Annotated in this window: 15 protein-coding genes; 8 read left to right on the plus strand and 7 right to left on the minus strand. The window is 54.1% G+C overall.

What is annotated here, in order from left to right:
* Nucleotides 1-677 precede the first annotated feature (677 nt).
* Nucleotides 678-3,794 (plus strand): sensor histidine kinase, encoded by a 3,117-nt coding sequence (locus tag OHL20_RS22245; RefSeq protein WP_263385508.1) that lies wholly within the window; start codon nucleotides 678-680, stop codon nucleotides 3,792-3,794.
* On the plus strand, nucleotides 3,791-4,420 hold the full coding sequence (locus OHL20_RS22250; protein WP_263385729.1) for a response regulator: 630 nt from the start codon (nucleotides 3,791-3,793) through the stop codon (nucleotides 4,418-4,420). The genes OHL20_RS22245 and OHL20_RS22250 overlap by 4 nt, the downstream gene beginning before the upstream one ends.
* 162 nt (nucleotides 4,421-4,582) lie before the next feature.
* On the opposite strand, the gene OHL20_RS22255 is transcribed toward OHL20_RS22250, so the two are convergent.
* A complete protein-coding gene (locus OHL20_RS22255) occupies nucleotides 4,583-5,542 on the minus strand; it encodes a GlxA family transcriptional regulator (protein ID WP_263385509.1) in 960 nt (319 codons plus the stop codon).
* 144 nt (nucleotides 5,543-5,686) lie between these two features.
* On the opposite strand from OHL20_RS22255, the gene OHL20_RS22260 reads away from it, so the two are divergent.
* The 3 genes from OHL20_RS22260 (at nucleotide 5,687) to OHL20_RS25325 (ending at nucleotide 7,865) form a co-directional block, all read left to right on the plus strand.
* Nucleotides 5,687-5,983, plus strand: coding sequence for an SDR family NAD(P)-dependent oxidoreductase (locus OHL20_RS22260; RefSeq protein WP_263385510.1), 297 nt, complete (start codon nucleotides 5,687-5,689; stop codon nucleotides 5,981-5,983).
* A 623-nt stretch (nucleotides 5,984-6,606) separates the two neighbouring features.
* The gene (locus OHL20_RS22265) at nucleotides 6,607-7,122 is read left to right on the plus strand and encodes a sigma-70 family RNA polymerase sigma factor (RefSeq protein ID WP_263385511.1); all 516 of its coding nucleotides are present in this window, start codon (nucleotides 6,607-6,609) and stop codon (nucleotides 7,120-7,122) included.
* 344 nt (nucleotides 7,123-7,466) lie between these two features.
* Nucleotides 7,467-7,865, plus strand: a complete 399-nt coding sequence (locus OHL20_RS25325) for a MarR family winged helix-turn-helix transcriptional regulator (protein WP_396272840.1) — start codon at nucleotides 7,467-7,469, stop codon at nucleotides 7,863-7,865.
* Here the strand turns inward: OHL20_RS25325 and OHL20_RS22270 are convergent.
* A complete protein-coding gene (locus OHL20_RS22270; RefSeq protein ID WP_263385512.1) occupies nucleotides 7,852-8,265 on the minus strand; it encodes an ester cyclase in 414 nt (137 codons plus the stop codon). The genes OHL20_RS25325 and OHL20_RS22270 overlap by 14 nt on opposite strands.
* A gap of 974 nt (nucleotides 8,266-9,239) precedes the next feature.
* On the minus strand, nucleotides 9,240-9,800 hold the full coding sequence (locus OHL20_RS22275) for a TetR/AcrR family transcriptional regulator (protein WP_263385513.1): 561 nt from the start codon (nucleotides 9,798-9,800) through the stop codon (nucleotides 9,240-9,242).
* Nucleotides 9,801-10,061: 261 nt separating this feature from the next.
* On the opposite strand from OHL20_RS22275, the gene OHL20_RS22280 reads away from it, so the two are divergent.
* Nucleotides 10,062-10,937, plus strand: a complete 876-nt coding sequence (locus OHL20_RS22280; protein WP_263385514.1) for an alpha/beta hydrolase — start codon at nucleotides 10,062-10,064, stop codon at nucleotides 10,935-10,937.
* A 590-nt stretch (nucleotides 10,938-11,527) separates the two neighbouring features.
* Here the strand turns inward: OHL20_RS22280 and OHL20_RS22285 are convergent.
* Entirely contained in the window at nucleotides 11,528-11,884 is a 357-nt protein-coding gene (locus tag OHL20_RS22285) for a helix-turn-helix domain-containing protein (protein ID WP_449555763.1), read from the minus strand.
* Here OHL20_RS22285 and OHL20_RS22290 point away from each other — a divergent pair.
* Both OHL20_RS22290 and OHL20_RS22295 read left to right on the plus strand, forming a co-directional pair.
* Nucleotides 11,780-13,363 carry a DNA methyltransferase gene (locus OHL20_RS22290; protein WP_263385737.1) on the plus strand — a complete coding sequence of 528 codons (1,584 nt, stop codon included), beginning with the start codon at nucleotides 11,780-11,782 and terminating at the stop codon, nucleotides 13,361-13,363. The two genes, OHL20_RS22285 and OHL20_RS22290, sit on opposite strands and share 105 nt — an antisense overlap.
* A complete protein-coding gene (locus OHL20_RS22295) occupies nucleotides 13,258-14,163 on the plus strand; it encodes a type IIL restriction-modification enzyme MmeI (RefSeq protein ID WP_317891000.1) in 906 nt (301 codons plus the stop codon). Before OHL20_RS22290 ends, OHL20_RS22295 begins: the two co-directional genes overlap by 106 nt.
* A 215-nt stretch (nucleotides 14,164-14,378) precedes the next feature.
* Here the strand turns inward: OHL20_RS22295 and OHL20_RS25330 are convergent, their stop codons facing one another.
* The 3 genes from OHL20_RS25330 to OHL20_RS22305 form a co-directional block, all read right to left on the minus strand.
* Nucleotides 14,379-14,690, minus strand: coding sequence for an NYN domain-containing protein (locus OHL20_RS25330; protein ID WP_396272764.1), 312 nt, complete (start codon nucleotides 14,688-14,690; stop codon nucleotides 14,379-14,381).
* Nucleotides 14,687-15,007: a hypothetical protein gene (locus tag OHL20_RS22300; RefSeq protein ID WP_263385516.1), complete on the minus strand. Its 321-nt coding sequence runs from the start codon at nucleotides 15,005-15,007 to the stop codon at nucleotides 14,687-14,689. Before OHL20_RS22300 ends, OHL20_RS25330 begins: the two co-directional genes overlap by 4 nt.
* A 277-nt stretch (nucleotides 15,008-15,284) precedes the next feature.
* Nucleotides 15,285-16,331, minus strand: coding sequence for a Y-family DNA polymerase (locus tag OHL20_RS22305; protein ID WP_317891006.1), 1,047 nt, complete (start codon nucleotides 16,329-16,331; stop codon nucleotides 15,285-15,287).
* Nucleotides 16,332-16,432 lie beyond the last annotated feature (101 nt).

A 16,432-nucleotide genomic window follows, 5' to 3' on the forward strand; every position in this document is an offset into this window, starting at 1 on the left:
GATTTGGGGGAGGGTTGGGTGAGACGGTATTCAGGACGGAATCAGGATGCATCGTACCTCCTACCCTCAGAACCTAGCGGCGTCTATTCCGCTGATCAAAAGATAGCCCCACGGAATTGATGTCCATATCCCTTTATGGTGGATTCTTCGGCCATCAATAGGGATGATTCCGCATTGCTCAGCCTCCAAAAGGATCGACCTACCTGCGTATGGGGGTGCGGCGTGGTGGACCGCCTAAACGTCGTCTCCCAAAGATCAGAGCATCGAGTGAGTACCCGCCTGGTCCAAGCATGGCGGCGGCAGCGCCATTGAGAACAAGCAAGAGAAGCCTCAGCTGGTTTGCACAGCCATGCCGTTCCGCACTGCCGAGAGCCAACAGACAAAGGAACCCCCAACAGTATGGTGTTAGCAAGCCGGCCGCGATGGCAATTGCTGCTAAGTAGCGGCAAATGAGCATCCAGCCTGCATCCCATCCGGGAGCCATCTGATTTGCCGTAAATGCTGCAGCCACAGATATGCGTAACAGCAGAAGAGCCACTCCTGGTATGCCTAGCGGAAACATGGAAAAAAGTCGTTGCACCCTAGGATCTTAGGAGACCGCAGACGGTGTACCAACCTCGGAAGGTTGGTTCGTGCCTCATCCTTTCGAGAGCATTCCCCCGTTGGGTGAGTGTAAAATGGTGCCGACAGGCACGGTATCAACAGTGATGCTAACAAGCCTTAGGACATCGATAAAGCTGTTCCTAGTGCGCCTGCGTGCGTCTGCGCTGTTCCTTCCTGTGTTTTCCCAAGCACTACATGCTCAGTCGTCTCCTCTCCTCTCGCAGTACACTCACACCGCATGGAAGATTCAAGACGGGTTCTTTAGCAGCGGTCCTACAGCCATCGCGCAGACCGTTGATGGCTATCTATGGATCGGGACCTCAGCGGGTATAGAGAGATTTGATGGACTTCATTTCCGAATTCCACCGTTTATCAAGGATTCGCAGATGCCTTCGGTGAGCATCTTTTCGCTGTTAGGAACCCGCGATGGCAGCTTGTATGTCGGAACTGAGTCAGGCCTGGTTCAGTGGAAGGACAATCACCTGACCTCTTTCCCAGCCATTCGTGGACGTGTGACGGACATTTCCGAAGACCTTGACGGTAACATCTGGATCGGTCAGTCAAGAGTGGGTAGCTCTCGCATCTCCAGCATCGTGTGCGAAGTCTCTGGAGGCCGCACAAAGTGTCTCGGACCGGACGATCATATGCCTGCCCTGAGCAATATATTCCCCTTGGCGATCGATCTCGGAGGAACGGTGTGGGTAGGAGACAGTACCAAGATCGTGCACTGGTCGCCAGGCTCAACAACTACGTACGAGTATAGAGATCTACAGAACAATCTAGACATGGATGGTGTGACAAGTATTGCTCTCGCGTCTAACGGTACAGTGTGGGTCGGTAAGGTTCCGAATCACGCGGGGGCCGGGCTTGTTCGATATGTCGATGGTGTTGCGATGCCATCCCCGGAACTGAGTGAAATAAGTAAGACGGATCTGAAAGTCACAGCGTTACTCCTTGATCAACGGAATGACCTTTGGATCGGAACTGAGAACGAGGGCTTATTACGGCTCTCAGACGGACGGGTCCAGCGCTACAACGCCTCGAATGGACTCTCGAGCGATTCCGTTATCCATCTCTTCCAAGATCACGAAGGAACCTTGTGGATTGCAACAACAAAGGGCTTGGACAAGCTTAGAAGACCTCCCATCATCACCTTTTCGAAGCAAGAAGGCTTAGCCATCGATGAAGTCGACTCTGTGCTCGCCACAAATAAGGGCGAGATTCTTGTTGGGACTCCCCTCGGGATCAACATTGTTGACGCAATCAGTGGTGCTGTACGGTCTCCCCCTCACAGTCCGCACACTCAAGTCACCGCTTTGTTCCAAGACGGTAAGAATCGGATGTGGGAGGGTTTTGACAACAACCTTTTCGTCCAAGAACATGGAAAACTTAGACGACTAGCTGGGATCGGCGGCCAGCCGATGGGGCTTGTAACAGGACTATCCGAAGATAACGGCCGCGACATCTGGGGAGAGATCACCGGCGCCGAGCACAAACTTGTACATATCCGGAACGACAACATTATCGAAAGCTTCTCGGAATCGCAGGTTCCAGGAGCCCGTTCCCTCGCCCAAGATGCTCGTGGCGGTATTTGGCTCGGTCTTCGAAGCGGTGATATAGCTCACTTTCGTGATGGTCAAACGACAGTGGAGCGTTTTCAACACGCCGATGCTGAGCGCTCGAACGCGCTGATCGTCGATTCGGGCGGAACAGTGCTGGACGGCACGACCTATGGTTTAGCTGGCTTCAAAGCAGGTACGAAACGGATCATGGCGGCGGTCAATGGTCTCCCTTGCGATGAAGTTGATTCTCTCGTCTTTGATGACCATCAGAACCTTTGGATGTCGATGCGTTGCGCTTTGGTCGAGCTTTCGGCTGAGCAATTGCAACAATGGTGGGATCATCCGGGCATCCAAGTACGTGCTCGTGTCTTCGACTACTCCGAAGGCTTTCAACCTGGACTCGCCGCTTTCCACGGAGCAACTCGGTCCAAAGACGGTCGCCTATGGTTTGCAAACGGGACCGTGCTTCAAATGATCGACCCCGCTTTAGCCAGCAATCACAGCCAGCCACCGCCTGTCTACCTGGAGCAGGTTATTGCTGACCGGAAGGTCTTCGATGGAGACCCCCAGTTTCGATTGCCGGCGCTTACGCGACAAATAGAGATCGACTACACGGCTCTAAACTTTATAGCCCCTCAGAAGGTACATTTTCGCTATCAACTGATTGGCCATGACACCTTGTGGCAGGACGCGGACACAAGAAGGCAGGCGTTCTACAACGACCTTCCCCCCGGGACATATCACTTTCAGGTGATCGCCAGCAACGGGGACGGGATTTGGAGCGAGCCCAGAGCCGCCGCCACCATCTTAATCGCTCCCAAGTTTTATCAGACGGCCTGGTTTAAGAGCGTGGCCATTCTTGGCTCAGTCGTCATGCTCTGGCTGTTGTACCTGTTAAGACTAAAACAGGCTACAGCAGAGGTTCAACTGCGGCTCGGCGAACGAATGATCGAGCGCGAACGGATTGCACGCGAGCTGCATGACACTCTACTTCAAGGTTTTCAAGGGCTGATGCTTAAATTCCAAGCGGTGATCATGAACCTAGCAGATCAGGATCTTGCCCGCACAATGCTGGAAAGTGCTCTTGATCGGGGAGATAAGGTGTTGGTCGAAGGGCGGATGCGGGTGATGGACCTCCGCGATGAAGAATTCATGCCCCAAGGCTTCCCTGAAGCTCTCCTGATCAAAGGGCAAGAGTTTGCAGAACTATCCTCCTCAATCTTCGGATTGACCGTAATCGGGACGCCGAAGTTGCTCAACCCAATACTCCGCGAAGAATTGTTTAGGATCGGCATCGAGGCGATCTCGAATGCTTTTCGCCACGCAAACGCCGCACGAATTGAGGTTGAGATTACCTATGGCCCCAATGAGTTCAGGCTGAATGTTCATGACGATGGATGTGGGATGGGCGAGAGACTCCTGAGAGAGGGTCGGACTGGTCATTGGGGTCTTCCGGGGATGCGAGAGAGAGCGGAAAAAGTCGGTGCTAGATTGTCTATCTGGAGTACTCCGAGAGCTGGAACCGAAATGGATGTGGTAGTCCCGGTAACGCTTGCATACTTTAACAGAGGATCAGTATCTGCGTGGACACTTCTCAAGCGCGCAGTCAACAGGGGCAAATCGATATGAACATAGACAAACGCATCCGCGTCCTTATTGCCGACGACCACCCACTGTTGCGGGAAGGCATTCTCTCAGTCCTCATGAGCGAAGTCGATATCACGGTCGTTGGCGAAGCGACAAATGGCCAGGAGGCAGTTGAGCTTTTTCGACTCAATCGTCCCGATGTCACCCTTATGGACCTGCAAATGCCCGTTCTCAATGGGATCGACGCAATCTGTGCGATTCGAGATGAGTTTCCAGACGCCCGCTTTATCGTTCTCACAACCTACCAGGGTGATGTCCAAGCTTTGCGGGCGCTTAAAGCAGGAGCGGCCGGATACTTACTGAAGAGTATGCTTCGAAGAGAGATGTCGGAAACGATAAGGATAGTCCATTCAGGGCGGAGACGCATCCCTCCGGAAATCGCAGCCGAGTTGGCGGAACACGTGACAGAAGACGCTCTTAGCGACCGCGAGGTGCAGGTCCTCAAACAAGTTGCCGTAGGCACGTCAAATAAGATGATTGCTTCCCAGATGTTTGTCTCAGAGGCGACGGTGAAAAGCCACATGAAGAATATCTTGGCGAAACTGGGAGCTAACGACCGAACTCATGCAGTCACCATCGCACTGAAGAGGGGGATTTTGGAAGGCTGACTGCAAGCATTAAAAAGATCAACGATATACGTCTATGCTTTCGCCCAGACAGGTAGAACACCCCGGTACGGGCTCGGCCTCGAAAAATCTATCATGCGCTACTCCTCCAAGGTCCCGATAATCTTGCTGCAATCCATCGAAGCACACAGGTCATATCGCTTGTCACTCATCAGATGATGTAGGGCTGCGCTTGAAGCGAGATGCATAAGCTGCAGCGCTAACGCCGAGAACACGCAGGAACGTACGACGCATCGAATCCGCTGATTGGAAGCCAGAGGTGTCCGCTATCTCCTTCATGCCCATAGCAGAGCTATCGATTGCTTGCTGCGCGGCCTCAACGCGCATACGATCGACGAACTGCCCTGGATTCATGCGGGTTTCACGTAGACAAACTCGTGTGAACTGTCGAGCACTCATGCCGAGGCGATCAGCAAGTTTCTCTACAGTGAGATCTTCCCGCAGGTTCTCCAGCATCCACACCTGCAGTTCATGTAACGGCTTTGAAGAGATCGACTGCCGCAAAAGCATGTGGCTATACTGAGCCTGCCCACCGGGCCGAACCAGGAACATCACCATAAAGCGTGCCACGTCAAGGGCGATATGGTGTCCATGATCCTCCTCAACAAGTGCAAGGCAAAGATCAATTCCAGCCGTGATGCCTGCTGAGGTGTACACGGACCCACTCTTCAGGAAAATAGGTTCCGGTCGTACTTCGGCTTTGGGAAATTCCCTCGCGAGTTGGTCACAGAATCTCCAGTGTGTGACCGCCTGCTTGCCATCAAGGAGGCCTGCCGCTCCCAATAGGAATGCTCCCGTACAAATAGAAGCCACACGTCGAGAGCGGGTAGCCGCCTCTGCGACCCAACTCACGAAAGCATCGTCATACACTCCAGCTTCTGAGCCGGGTCCGCCGGCGATGATGAGTGTGTCGATTGCTCCATCCAGAGTGGATATCGGAAGAGCACCCGATAGTGAAATACTCCGACTGGTCTGCAGACTATGCTCATTGGCCAAGCTGCCTAACTGTACTTCATAGCCCGGAGCATTTGAAAACACTTCTAGAGGTCCCGTCACGTCAAGAATCTGAACTGGCGGACACCCGACAATGACGATTCTTCTCATTCAGTAATTCTACCGACAGAAATTGCTCAGAGACCTGACACCGCGTCCTTCGTCAGGCGCGTCTTCCTTCAAAAGGAATGGAGGGTATGAGCACCTGCACGCCCGCCTGAGAAGCTGGGCTCCTGGAGTAAGAGAAGCGAATTGATGCTGCTCACCCTGGACGTTGCAAGCGAGGATTCCGTTTGCTCTGCAATCGCAAATCGCAATTCATATTGCGGGAAGGTCATGATCCTCGTCAATAATGCAGGCGCGGGTCTCGCCGGGCCTCTCGAAGCTGCTCCGATGGATGATTTCGAAGAGCCCTTTCAAGTCAACTTGTTCGGTGCAGTCCGAATGATCCAAGCGATCACACCAGTTTTCAGGAATCAAAAACATGGCGTCATCGTGAACATTTCTTCTGTTGTAGTGAGGTTTGGGGTTCCGTTCATGTCTCCTTACTGAGCTGGCAAGTTTGCCTTGGAGGGGTTATGCGAATCACTTTATTACGAACTGCTGCCATTCGACATTCGCGTTAAACTCGTCGAACCTGGTGGTATAAAGACAAAGTTTAGGCAGATCTTCAGACAGCATGATGCATTTGATGCTGATCTTCACGCCGTGAAGACGGTCGTTGAACAGAACCTGGGACCCGCATCTGCTCCCCCTGACCGCGCAGCGTGGCTGAGATCGCCTTCAAGGCCGCACCGGATGGAACATAGCGGCTCAGATACCTATCAAGACGCAGGGTGTGTCACTTCTTCACAGGTTTGCCTGAAAGTCTGTGGCGGTTCGCCATTGCATGATCAGTCGGCATTCGCCAATGCGGTGGTCTTGCGAAGGGTCGAAAACTCTTTTCCTACCGCAGACGTATGAGACGTGTGTAATGTTTGGTAGAGTGGTGCGTCTTTAGAGACGATGCTGCTTGTGAGCAGCACGGAAAAGGATTAACCCATGACGAAATGCTTTGATTGTTCCTGCGGTCATACCTGCAGTTGCATTGTTTGCAACTGCGCTAGCCGAAGCTAATCATAACGGGGGTGCGTCAACGTGCCCCCAACCAACCTATGTCTGAAACTTCAATCAGTATGATTCTCGACCACCGAGAGCAGTTCTTGCGCTTCCTGCAAAGGCGTGTACCCGAGCGTGCGATCGCAGAAGATATTCTGCAAGCTGCGTATCTGCGTGCGCTCCAGCATGACGGAGAGTTGCGGCAGGACGAGTCTGTCGGAGCTTGGTTCTATCGCGTGCTGCGTAATGCTGTTATCGACTACTACCGGCGCCGGAGCACAGAAGATAGGGCGCTACAGTCGTGGGGGCGTGAACTTGAGACTGTCGTTAGACCCAGCTCTGAGGAACACGATGAGATTTGTGGGTGTTTATCAGGTGTGCTCGATACGATTAAGCCTGCCTACTCCACATTGCTCCGCGCGGTGGACTTGGGCGAACAGCCGCTCACGGAATTCGCTCAGAGCAATAACATATCGACTTCGAACGCTGGCGTGCGTGCCCACCGCGCTCGGAAGGCTCTAAGGAAACAACTCATCAAAACCTGCGGTAGCTGCGCAGATCACGCCTGTATTGATTGCACCTGTCGCCGTTAGGAACATCAAGCTACTCCTAATTGTCCTTTGGAGACCAGGATAGGAAGATTCGGTCTGGTCAAGCTGGTAAGTCGAACACATCGCGAACCCGCCAACGATGACCAACTCACACAATCGGCTTCCAAGTCGCCGGGAAGATGGGTCCGCATGGTCATGTCGTGCAGCCCCGTGGCTTGATAAGAGTTGGTTTGGGTTCGTGAGCTTTGGTCAACAGATATCAAGGGGCAACGCAAGTGGAAGCGATCGGTAACCCAAGGCGTTGATAAACTACCTACATGCTAGCCCACAAAATCGAGCAGCACGTGTCGAAGGAACTGCTCGGTGTCGCAGAACGCTTTCGGCAGATGATTAGTCGATGGGTGCGTACGACACGCGATCAGGCTGGAACACCGACTTCGGCACAACTTGAAACCTTGAGCCTGCTACAAAACGAGGGTCCCGCAAGCATCGCTGCCTTGGCACGTAGACGCTGGGTGAAACATCAGAGTATGCGTCTGCTTGTCGAGCAACTTGCGGCTGAAGAGACAATACTAAAGACCTCCGATCCACAAGACCGCAGGAGCCAGATAGTCAGTCTTACAGCTAAGGGGCGATCCCTTTTGAGGCAAGAGCAACGCGTCCGCGCTCTTTGGATCGCCCAGGTCCTGCAGCAGAATTGCTCCACAGACGACCTGATTCAGGTAGTCGCAGCAATAGATACTCTGGATCGCGTCTTGCAGACCATCTTATCTAAGCCTGCTTAAGCATCGCGATGACAGAAGCCAGAGAGTTCATTCCCCAATGCTCGGCATAGCGTCCATTCTCGAGTCTTACAACATCGATTACATCGATGACAACTTGTTTATGAGTTGGCGGAATACCCAACAGTACCCCTTCGTGAATTCCGGTGATCGTCTTGCGAGTCGTGACCTTATCTCCCTCGGCGATCTGGTCTTGAATCGTCACGCGCAAATCCGACAAAGCAGGCTTTAGTATGTTCTGAAAAGTATGCCACATGCCTTCGGGACCATTAGAAGCGCCTTCCGGCGCAGAGTGATTGATGAAATTGTGTGCCATCAAGTTGTTAAACGAGGTCTTATTTCCCTCTTGTATGACTTCCAGATTGAAGCGACGCACCGCTGCCTTATTTGACTCAATAGACAAAACAACCTCCTGCAATTTCCTTAAATTGTACAGCACGCCTGTATACTGTGCGTAGGCGTGCGGCCGCTTCACAGACCACGGGCACATCGTGTCTCACGCGCACATGGTCTCTATTGATGCCCAACCCGAGATGCGGTCACGACGATCGCGGTAACAAGACCCTAGATAGTGCCGGAGCAGGGCACGGCCCCCGCAACAACAAAATATTGCGAGCATTCATGCCGGAAGTTGAAGCCAAGATGATGCGCGATCTTCCCATCTTCCACATGTCGCCAGCTCGTTGCCGAGAAAGCGAGATGACCATATAACCCTGGACGACATCTCTTCACTTCCCCGGCTCGGCTCATGGCTAACCTCGCATTATGAGGGTTCAGATCGAAGATTCAGACATCAGGGGCTCGTGCGGCCAACTTGGTCATGACCACGGCGCTGAGAGTATTTGTGACGGCTTTCCCAAATTATGTAGAAGAAGCGTTCTCAGTGGAAGAAACCGACTACCTGTTGAAGCCGATTGGCCTGGAGCGACTAGGTTAAGCGATTCAAAGAGCGGAGCTGCGAAAAGCAGAGAGGCTCGCCATACATGCGATGGATTTGTCGCATATGGGAGCCGAGATCCAAGATTGCAGCCATCGGTTGAAGGAGATCTCTTGAATCACTTCGTCAGCAGTCACTTCCTGGCGTGATATCGATGAGGCATACCGCGCACGTAATTCAAGAAGAGCTCACTTGCAAACACTGACTGATATATACCAAGGCCCTGATCGTCTACTTGCGGGCGGGGTAACGCATGAGCGATGGACCACGAGTAGTCTATAGGACTATGCTAGGCCTCGAGCCGAGGTGCGAACCTCATATGAGAGTGCTCAGCAGATTTCCGGACAGCGCCGCTAAGTGCATTAGTCTTGAAGTGTCGGTCGAAGAGCGCGTCGCGGCTTCCAGACATCAACCGATCTCAAAACCTGATTCGCGGCTAACTACCGGCGGCGCCTACTTGGTCCGGCTTCCCAATCGGGAGTTCGGATACACAGGAGCGCTTGATCGATCAATTCCCCGCTGTACGCTTGTGCTAATAAAGGGTGACCGAGCAGGAGCCGGAAATAAATTGGGGCAACGATCGCATCAAGTAGAAGTTCCGGGTCTGTCCCGGCTCGAAATTCCCCTGACGCTATACCGCGCTCAATGTCCCCCACGGCAGATGCTCTTCTCGGACGAATGTGGTTCTCGTAGAGTTCTTTCAGGATCGATGGATCTGCTTGGCCCTCTGCAATCAATTCGGCTACTACCTTTCCGAACAAACCATGGCATTGAGAGACGAGGTGATTGATCCTCGTCCGCAACGCCTCCTCCGCCGAAACCGCTTCCGGCATTTCAAGAATGGTACTAAAGCGCTCGTGGAACATGGCCATGATGAGAGCGGCTTTTGAAGGCCACCATTTGTAAAGTGTTGGCTTCCCAACACCTGCTCGTTGTGCGACGGCGTCCATGGTCAGGTCACGAGCGGGTTTCTCTTTCAGCAGCGCATGGACAGCGTTCATGATCGCAGCATGGGAAGCTGCCGCTTTGCTGCGCGGTCTTCCTATAGGGATCTGTTTGGATCTAGACTTCAGCACATCTTTAACTTACCTGAACGAGACGTAAATAGAAATGAATCTTATCCCTTTCCTTTACGTCTAGTAAAGTGGATTTAGTTGAACAGTCTTAAGAGAAGGGTTACCACAATGACAATATTACGGAAAGATTACAGTGAGACTTCGTGGCTTTTGCATCATCCATTGACCGCCGAGGATCGTGCGGCCATGGCCTCGATGCGCGCTATCGTGGAGCCAAACAAAGGGAAGCTTCAGGGAATAGCGGCCCGCCCTCTATTCGATGCAATGATGGAGCGCGTCGCTGTGCCGGCATCCATCGACTACACAGCCGACGAAATCGGCCGCGTACACGGATGGTGGTGTCGGCCGACGAATGCCGTGTCTGACCACGCAGTAATTCATATTCATGGCGGTTGGTTTAACTGGGGATCCGCCCAGGCTTTCCGCTACTTGGCGGGCCAGATCGCAGCGCAGATCGGTGCGGCGGTGTTTGTCCCGGACTACCGTCTTGCTCCAGAGTATCCATTTCCTGCCGCTACCGATGATGTCCGGTCCTGCTATTTTGGCTTAGTTGAGCGCGGCTACTCGAAGATCGCGATCACAGGCGATTCCGCGGGGGGAAACCTCGCGCTTGGCTTGCTGGTGTACCTTGCGGCAAACAGCGACATCCGCGGCGAAGCTTTGGTGGGTGGGGTAGCGATTTCACCTGTGACAGATCTGTCCCTATCGGGAGAGAGTTGGTCGACCCGTGCCGAAGCCGACCCTCTCTTTACTGTGCAGCAAATTGCCGGACTGACTCATTCCTACCTGGCAGAACAGGATCCAGTTGATCCGGTCGCTTCACCACTCTTCGCGGAATTGAAAGGCTTAGTGCCCATCCGCGTTCATGTGGGTAACGACGAAGTGCTGCTGGCTGATTCCGTCCGGTTTGTGGAGAGCGCGATCGCGGCAGGAGTCGATGCTCGTGTCGATGTATGGGAGGGCATGATTCATGGATTCTTGGGGAGCGTGGGACGCCTTACAGCTTCCAGGCAGGCTCTTACGGCCATTGGTGAATTTCTAAATGAACAATTCGCAGACTGACAGTCCGCACTTTTCCTCAAGTGTGACTCTCTGGATTGACGCAAAGCCAATCATGCACGCATTCGTATCGGGAGACAGCGAGGGATTAGTACAGCGCCAAAGACGCCCCTCACGACGAAATACCGACCGTCTGGAGTTGTGTGTAGCCCGATTTCACTCCTGGGACATCTCAGGCACAAACAAGGGCACCGATGCGGCAGCTGGACCTTGAACCTTGAAATTCAGAGTCGTCTGCTCATGGCCTTTTGGATGCTGCTCTCGCCACAACTTAAGCAGTAGCGGAGGCATAGCCGACATGACGACCCTTGTGCGATGGACCTTCGCATGACAGCCTGGACATAGCGAGATCATTAGATTCAGAACTGATTTACCCGGAACCCGATGGTGGACGATTATCGAGCGTTTGTCCCGGCCCGAAGCGTCACACACCCGACAACGCTTCCCGTCGCGCTGAAGAACCGCCTCACGCAAACCGCCGAAGTGCTCATCATCTTGCCACTTAAGCGTATAGCAGGTTGAGCAAAGACCCATTGCGAGGATTTTCCGATTCCCGCACGGACAATGCAGCGAGCGTTGTACTGGACCCTTCATTACCGCGCTCTCGATGAGGACCGGGCCCTTTTTGGGATCATTGGCTTCTTGGCAACGGCTGCAGCTTCAATCGCGGCCCAGCCCACATACCGATAGATCGTTGCGCGATTGACGCCGAACTCGCGGGCAAGACTCGTTTTCTCTTCTCCTTCGGCCAGACGGCGGCTCAACTCTGCCGTCCGCTCTGGTGAGAACTTCCGTTTGCGGCCCTTGTATGCCCCCGCTCGCTTTGCAAGTTCGATTCCCTCCCTTTGACGCTCCCGGACGCCGCCACCGATCTCCTCAAGCTCGCCCAGCAGCTTGAACTCGAACGCGCCGCCAGTCCCACACCCCACACCAAGGAAGAAATCGCCCACTTCCTCATCCGCATCGTCTTTTGCCTCTTTGCCGACTCCATCGGCCTCATCCCAAACAACGTGTTTCGCAGCCTCGTAGAATCAAGTCGCTCCTCACGCATCAACTTCAATAAGAAATTGCCTATTCTTTTCGAAGCCATGAGTCAGGAGGGCAGTTTCTTCGGCGCGGACGACATCCCGTGGTTCAACGGCGGCGTCTTCAATAACGCCCAGACCATCGAACTCAACAATGCCGACTGCGATATTCTTCGCAAAGCCGCCAAGCACGACTGGTCCCAAATCGAGCCCTCCATCTTCGGCACCCTCTTCGAGCGATCCCTCGACGCCGCTAAGCGCTCCATGATCGGCGCGCACTACACCTCGCCCGAAGACATCCTCCTGCTCGTCGATCCCGTCGTTATGACGCCGCTCCGCCGCGATTGGACTCGAACCCGCGCAGCCATTGAAGAAGCTCTCGCCGCTGAAGAGGAACAAACACAACGCCGCAACCTCCGCGCTAATCGTCCTGCCAGCAAGCTACTCACAGAGTGGGCAGAAAAGCTCAGCAAGGTTCGCATCCTGGACCCCGCCTGCGGCTCCGGGAATTTCCTCTACATCGCCATGAAGCAGCTTCTTGACCTCTGGCAAGAAGCTCGCGGCTTTGGCCTAAAACAAGGCCTAATTCTTCCCGTCGAATCCATGCCCACCCCGGCGCAACTCTACGGCATCGAGCTCGACTTCTATGCCCATGAGATTGCGTCAGCAGTGGTATGGATTGGCCTCCTCCAATGGAAGCGAGACCACAGCTACAACGACCAACCTAAACCCATCCTCCACAAGCTCGCCAACATCGAACACGCTGACGCAATCCTTCGTTATAACGAGTCGCTGAAATCCGATGATTACCCAAATGGCGAGCCTTACGAACCTGTGTGGCCGACAGCGGAATTTATCGTGGGCAATCCCCCATTTCTCCACGGGAGCAAGCTGCGTCGTGAGTTAGGTGACACGCTTGTAGAGGATCTATTTAGCCTTTACCGCGATCGTGTCGCGGGAGCCGCCGACTTGGTTTGCTACTGGCTTGAAAAAGGCCGCGCTCAGGTCGTTAGCAACGCAACCCAACGCGTCGGATTCATAGCTACGCAGGCCATTCGTGGCGGCGCTAGTCAAAAAGTTCTTGGACGGATAGAGGACACGGCATCAATTTTCTACGCTTGGAGCGATAGGAATTGGCTGCTAGACGGTGCGACTGTGCACGTATCATTCATTGCCTTTGATATAGGCGATGAGCAAAATCACACGCTCAACAACACTCCAGTCAAGAAAATTCACCGGGATCTGAGTGCTGGTTTCGACCTTACAACCGCCAAGTCGCTTGGCGAAAACCTCGGTGTTTGGGCTTATGGTTCGCAGACAAAGGCTCCTTTGATATTAGTGATGAGGCTGCGCAAAAGATTTTTCGTTCCCTCAGCCCTTTTGGACGGGATTACCGAGACGTAGTAAAGGTCGGTTTCAATGGCAAGAACCTTTTAGATCGCAAACCTCGATGGGTGATCGATTTCGGCGAAGATATGCCAGAAAAAGAGGCTTCGCTTCATGAAGCCCCTTTCGAGTATGTGAAAGAAGTAGTTTGGAAAGAACGTCGCGGACGGCGCGAGGTGAGACAAACATCGCTCTGGTGGCTCCATGCCCGACCTTCCCCAAAGTACCGACAAATTCTCGCTAAGCAGGCGCGCTATCTTGCGACCGCAGCTACCTCGAAACATCGAGTTTACGTCTGGCTCACTCCAAGGGTGCTTGTCGATCACGCGATTATTGTTTTTGCCCGCGAAGATGACTACTTCATGGGTGTTATGCAATCTTGCGTAAATGAGCTTTGGACCCGAGCCCGAGGAACGCAGGTGCGCGAAGCAGAGTCGGGTTTCCGCTACACTCCTACAACGACCTTCGAAACATTCCCATTTCCTCTATCACTAGGCAGCGAACCCGCCGAGAACGACTCCCCCGTTGTCCGCGCCATCGCCGACGCTGCCCGCGAACTCGACCGCCTCCGCGAGGCCTGGCTCAACCCACCCAACGCCTCCGAAGAGGACCTCAAGACCCGCACTCTCACCAAACTCTACAACGCCCGCCCCGAATGGCTCGCCAGCGCCCACCGCACTCTGGACCAAGCCGTCTTCGCTGCCTACGGTTGGGCTTCCAACCTCACCGACCAGGACATCCTCGGTCGCCTTCTCGCCCTCAACCACGAGCGCGGGACAATGAGACCTCAAGCCTCTTGCTCTAATGTCATTCTCTAAGACCTGGCTGTTTACGACTTCGAAATGGGTTCCGTTAAAGTCTTGTTCACTCAAGTCAACGAGCTGTGCAAAGACATGATCCATCTTGACTAAGTACTTAGATTTCGAGGTCACCGTAGGAGGCGTCCAGCCATTAAAACTCCTCACCCTGCGTACATAAAAAGACCGGTTTCTAGGTTGGTCTGAGTGGAAGGACGCAAGTTTACTTTGTACAGTTACGGCCACAGTACTGGTCGTTTAAAGTCGGAGTGCGAGAGAAGCTCCGGGGCGAGCCTCACTTTTGGAGGCTCGATCAAAACGGTTTGCAGTCCAGCTCTTCGTCCATATTTAAGAGCAGGTACACAATCGGTGTCGTTCGAAACAAGCACAATACGGTCGATAGATCGGTTTGCGGCGTATGCGGCGATGTCGAGGCCAATCCGCATATCGACGCCCTTTTGCTCAAAATCTGGATTAAAATTCGCATCTGTCAGAGGGGCGGTAGACGCAACAGGTGTTCTCTTTGGCTTGAAGCCCCGAAACTTCAAAACACCCCTTCGAACCGCAATAAATCTTTCCTAGAAAGCTCGTGTAACCATGCATCAGACGCTTGGAAGGTAAAGGGTGTTCCCGAGACAGGGAGTTTGACAGTGCCTGTGTACAAAGCACAGTCATAATAGAGAATTCTAAAAAGGTCCTCATCCCCACCCTTGCAGTTCAGCGCAAATCGCTCGATAAAATCCGGGTCATAGGTCTTGTTGGCTTTTTTAGCCTCCACCCTTACGAACCCTCCATCGATGAGAATTACAACCTTCGAATTGGCCACACTCACCCCAAAATGAATAAGCCCCCATTCGGGGGCCATATAGTGCTCGCCTACGAGCGTAACGGATAGCGTGTTTATAGGCCTTCCACGATCTGAAGTCAAGCTGCGTGGAAGTGTTCAGCTATGTTCATACGCTTCCCCTCCCTTCCATCCTAAAGACGTGGGGGGGGGGAAGTCTCCCCCAGACTCCAGAGATGCGCCGGCAAGAAGGACCGGCCCATCTCTTTCGCCACCCTCTTGTATGGGATCTTTCGCTGAAAGTAACTCCCAGCAAAAGAAAGACTTGCGGCTTTTCTCACTATCAGAACACCGTTCCCTATGCCCGCGCTATAGGCAGTTCATCCCATCGTGTCGTCCACCGTGGCGAGCGATGCTCTGCCCTGAGCTTCCAAACGGCCTCCTTCGGCCCTGCACCGAGGATGCGGACTGTATCGCGCCCGAGGGTGACGTTGAGCTTGTCCATGGCTCTCCAGGCCCGTTCCCGCTTCTCGCGGTCCAGCTCGCCCCACAGGGCCGGTTGGCGGATAGTTTCGGGCATCAGCTCCGTGATCATCACACCGCACTTCGAGTAGCTGAAGCCGTCGCGCCAGAGCCGTTCGCCCAGGCGCACGGCCAGAGCGACCACTTCTCCGGTGTCGTTGGTCGTCTCGGAGAACCGCGCCGAGGCTCCATTCGAGTAGAACGGGTCGTTGTTGAAGGTATTCGTGTGCATGAAGACGAAGATGTTCTCGGCGGCCACCTTGTACCGGCGCATCTTCTCCGCTGCTCGGGTGGCGTAGCTTGCGATGGCCTCGCGCATCTCCTGCCAGGACGTGACCGGAGCCCCGAAGCTGCGTGTCACCGCGATTCCCTTCCTGGTGGGCTCCATCAGCTCCAGCGGCAGGCAGGAGATCCCACGCAGCTCGTAGACCGTCCGGCCACCCGTCACCGTCAGCAGCGCCCGCGCGTTGTCCGGATCGAGGGCGGCGAGATCGGCGGCCGTCTGGACTCCGATCTTGGCTAGCTTTGCGGCTGACGCCGCGCCGATCCCCCAGACTTCATCGACCGGCACAGTGGACAGCAGATCGGCCCGCACTTGGTTGGAACGCAGATCGCAGACGCCACGATACTGCGGCCGCTTTTTGGCGATGAAATTGGCGACCTTCGCGAGCGTCTTTGTCGGCCCGATTCCAACGCAGGTCGGGATGCCAACCCAGCGCAGCACGCGCGCGAGAGGTTCCACTTCCCTTTCGCGGAACTCGCCCAGGTTCAGGAAGCTTTCATCGATCGAGTAGGTCTCAATCGTCGGCACCATCGAGTCAAGGGTCTGAACCACTCGATGACTTACGTCGCCGTTTATGTGGAATGGAAATGCAAGCCCTATTTATGTCTTGCTTCCCAGAACACTCGTCGTCGAAACGGCGGGAGTGTGGGAATCCCAAAGGGATTTCCAAGGGTTGAGGGAAGGGTGGGAGCCGGTCCTTT

The organism is Granulicella arctica, assembly GCF_025685605.1.
Classification (GTDB): domain Bacteria; phylum Acidobacteriota; class Terriglobia; order Terriglobales; family Acidobacteriaceae; genus Edaphobacter; species Edaphobacter arcticus.

Excerpts from the sequence above, each read along its gene's own strand:
- OHL20_RS22245 (WP_263385508.1), top strand. The coding sequence starts at position 678 with ATGGTGCCGACAGGCACGGTATCAACAGTGATGCTAACAAGCCTTAGG.
- OHL20_RS22250 (WP_263385729.1), top strand. The coding sequence starts at position 3,791 with ATGAACATAGACAAACGCATCCGCGTCCTTATTGCCGACGACCACCCA.
- OHL20_RS22255 (WP_263385509.1), bottom strand. The coding sequence starts at position 5,542 with ATGAGAAGAATCGTCATTGTCGGGTGTCCGCCAGTTCAGATTCTTGAC.
- OHL20_RS22260 (WP_263385510.1), top strand. The coding sequence starts at position 5,687 with ATGCTGCTCACCCTGGACGTTGCAAGCGAGGATTCCGTTTGCTCTGCA.
- OHL20_RS22265 (WP_263385511.1), top strand. The coding sequence starts at position 6,607 with ATGATTCTCGACCACCGAGAGCAGTTCTTGCGCTTCCTGCAAAGGCGT.
- OHL20_RS25325 (WP_396272840.1), top strand. The coding sequence starts at position 7,467 with ATGATTAGTCGATGGGTGCGTACGACACGCGATCAGGCTGGAACACCG.
- OHL20_RS22275 (WP_263385513.1), bottom strand. The coding sequence starts at position 9,800 with ATGAACGCTGTCCATGCGCTGCTGAAAGAGAAACCCGCTCGTGACCTG.
- OHL20_RS22280 (WP_263385514.1), top strand. The coding sequence starts at position 10,062 with ATGGCCTCGATGCGCGCTATCGTGGAGCCAAACAAAGGGAAGCTTCAG.
- OHL20_RS22300 (WP_263385516.1), bottom strand. The coding sequence starts at position 15,007 with ATGGCCCCCGAATGGGGGCTTATTCATTTTGGGGTGAGTGTGGCCAAT.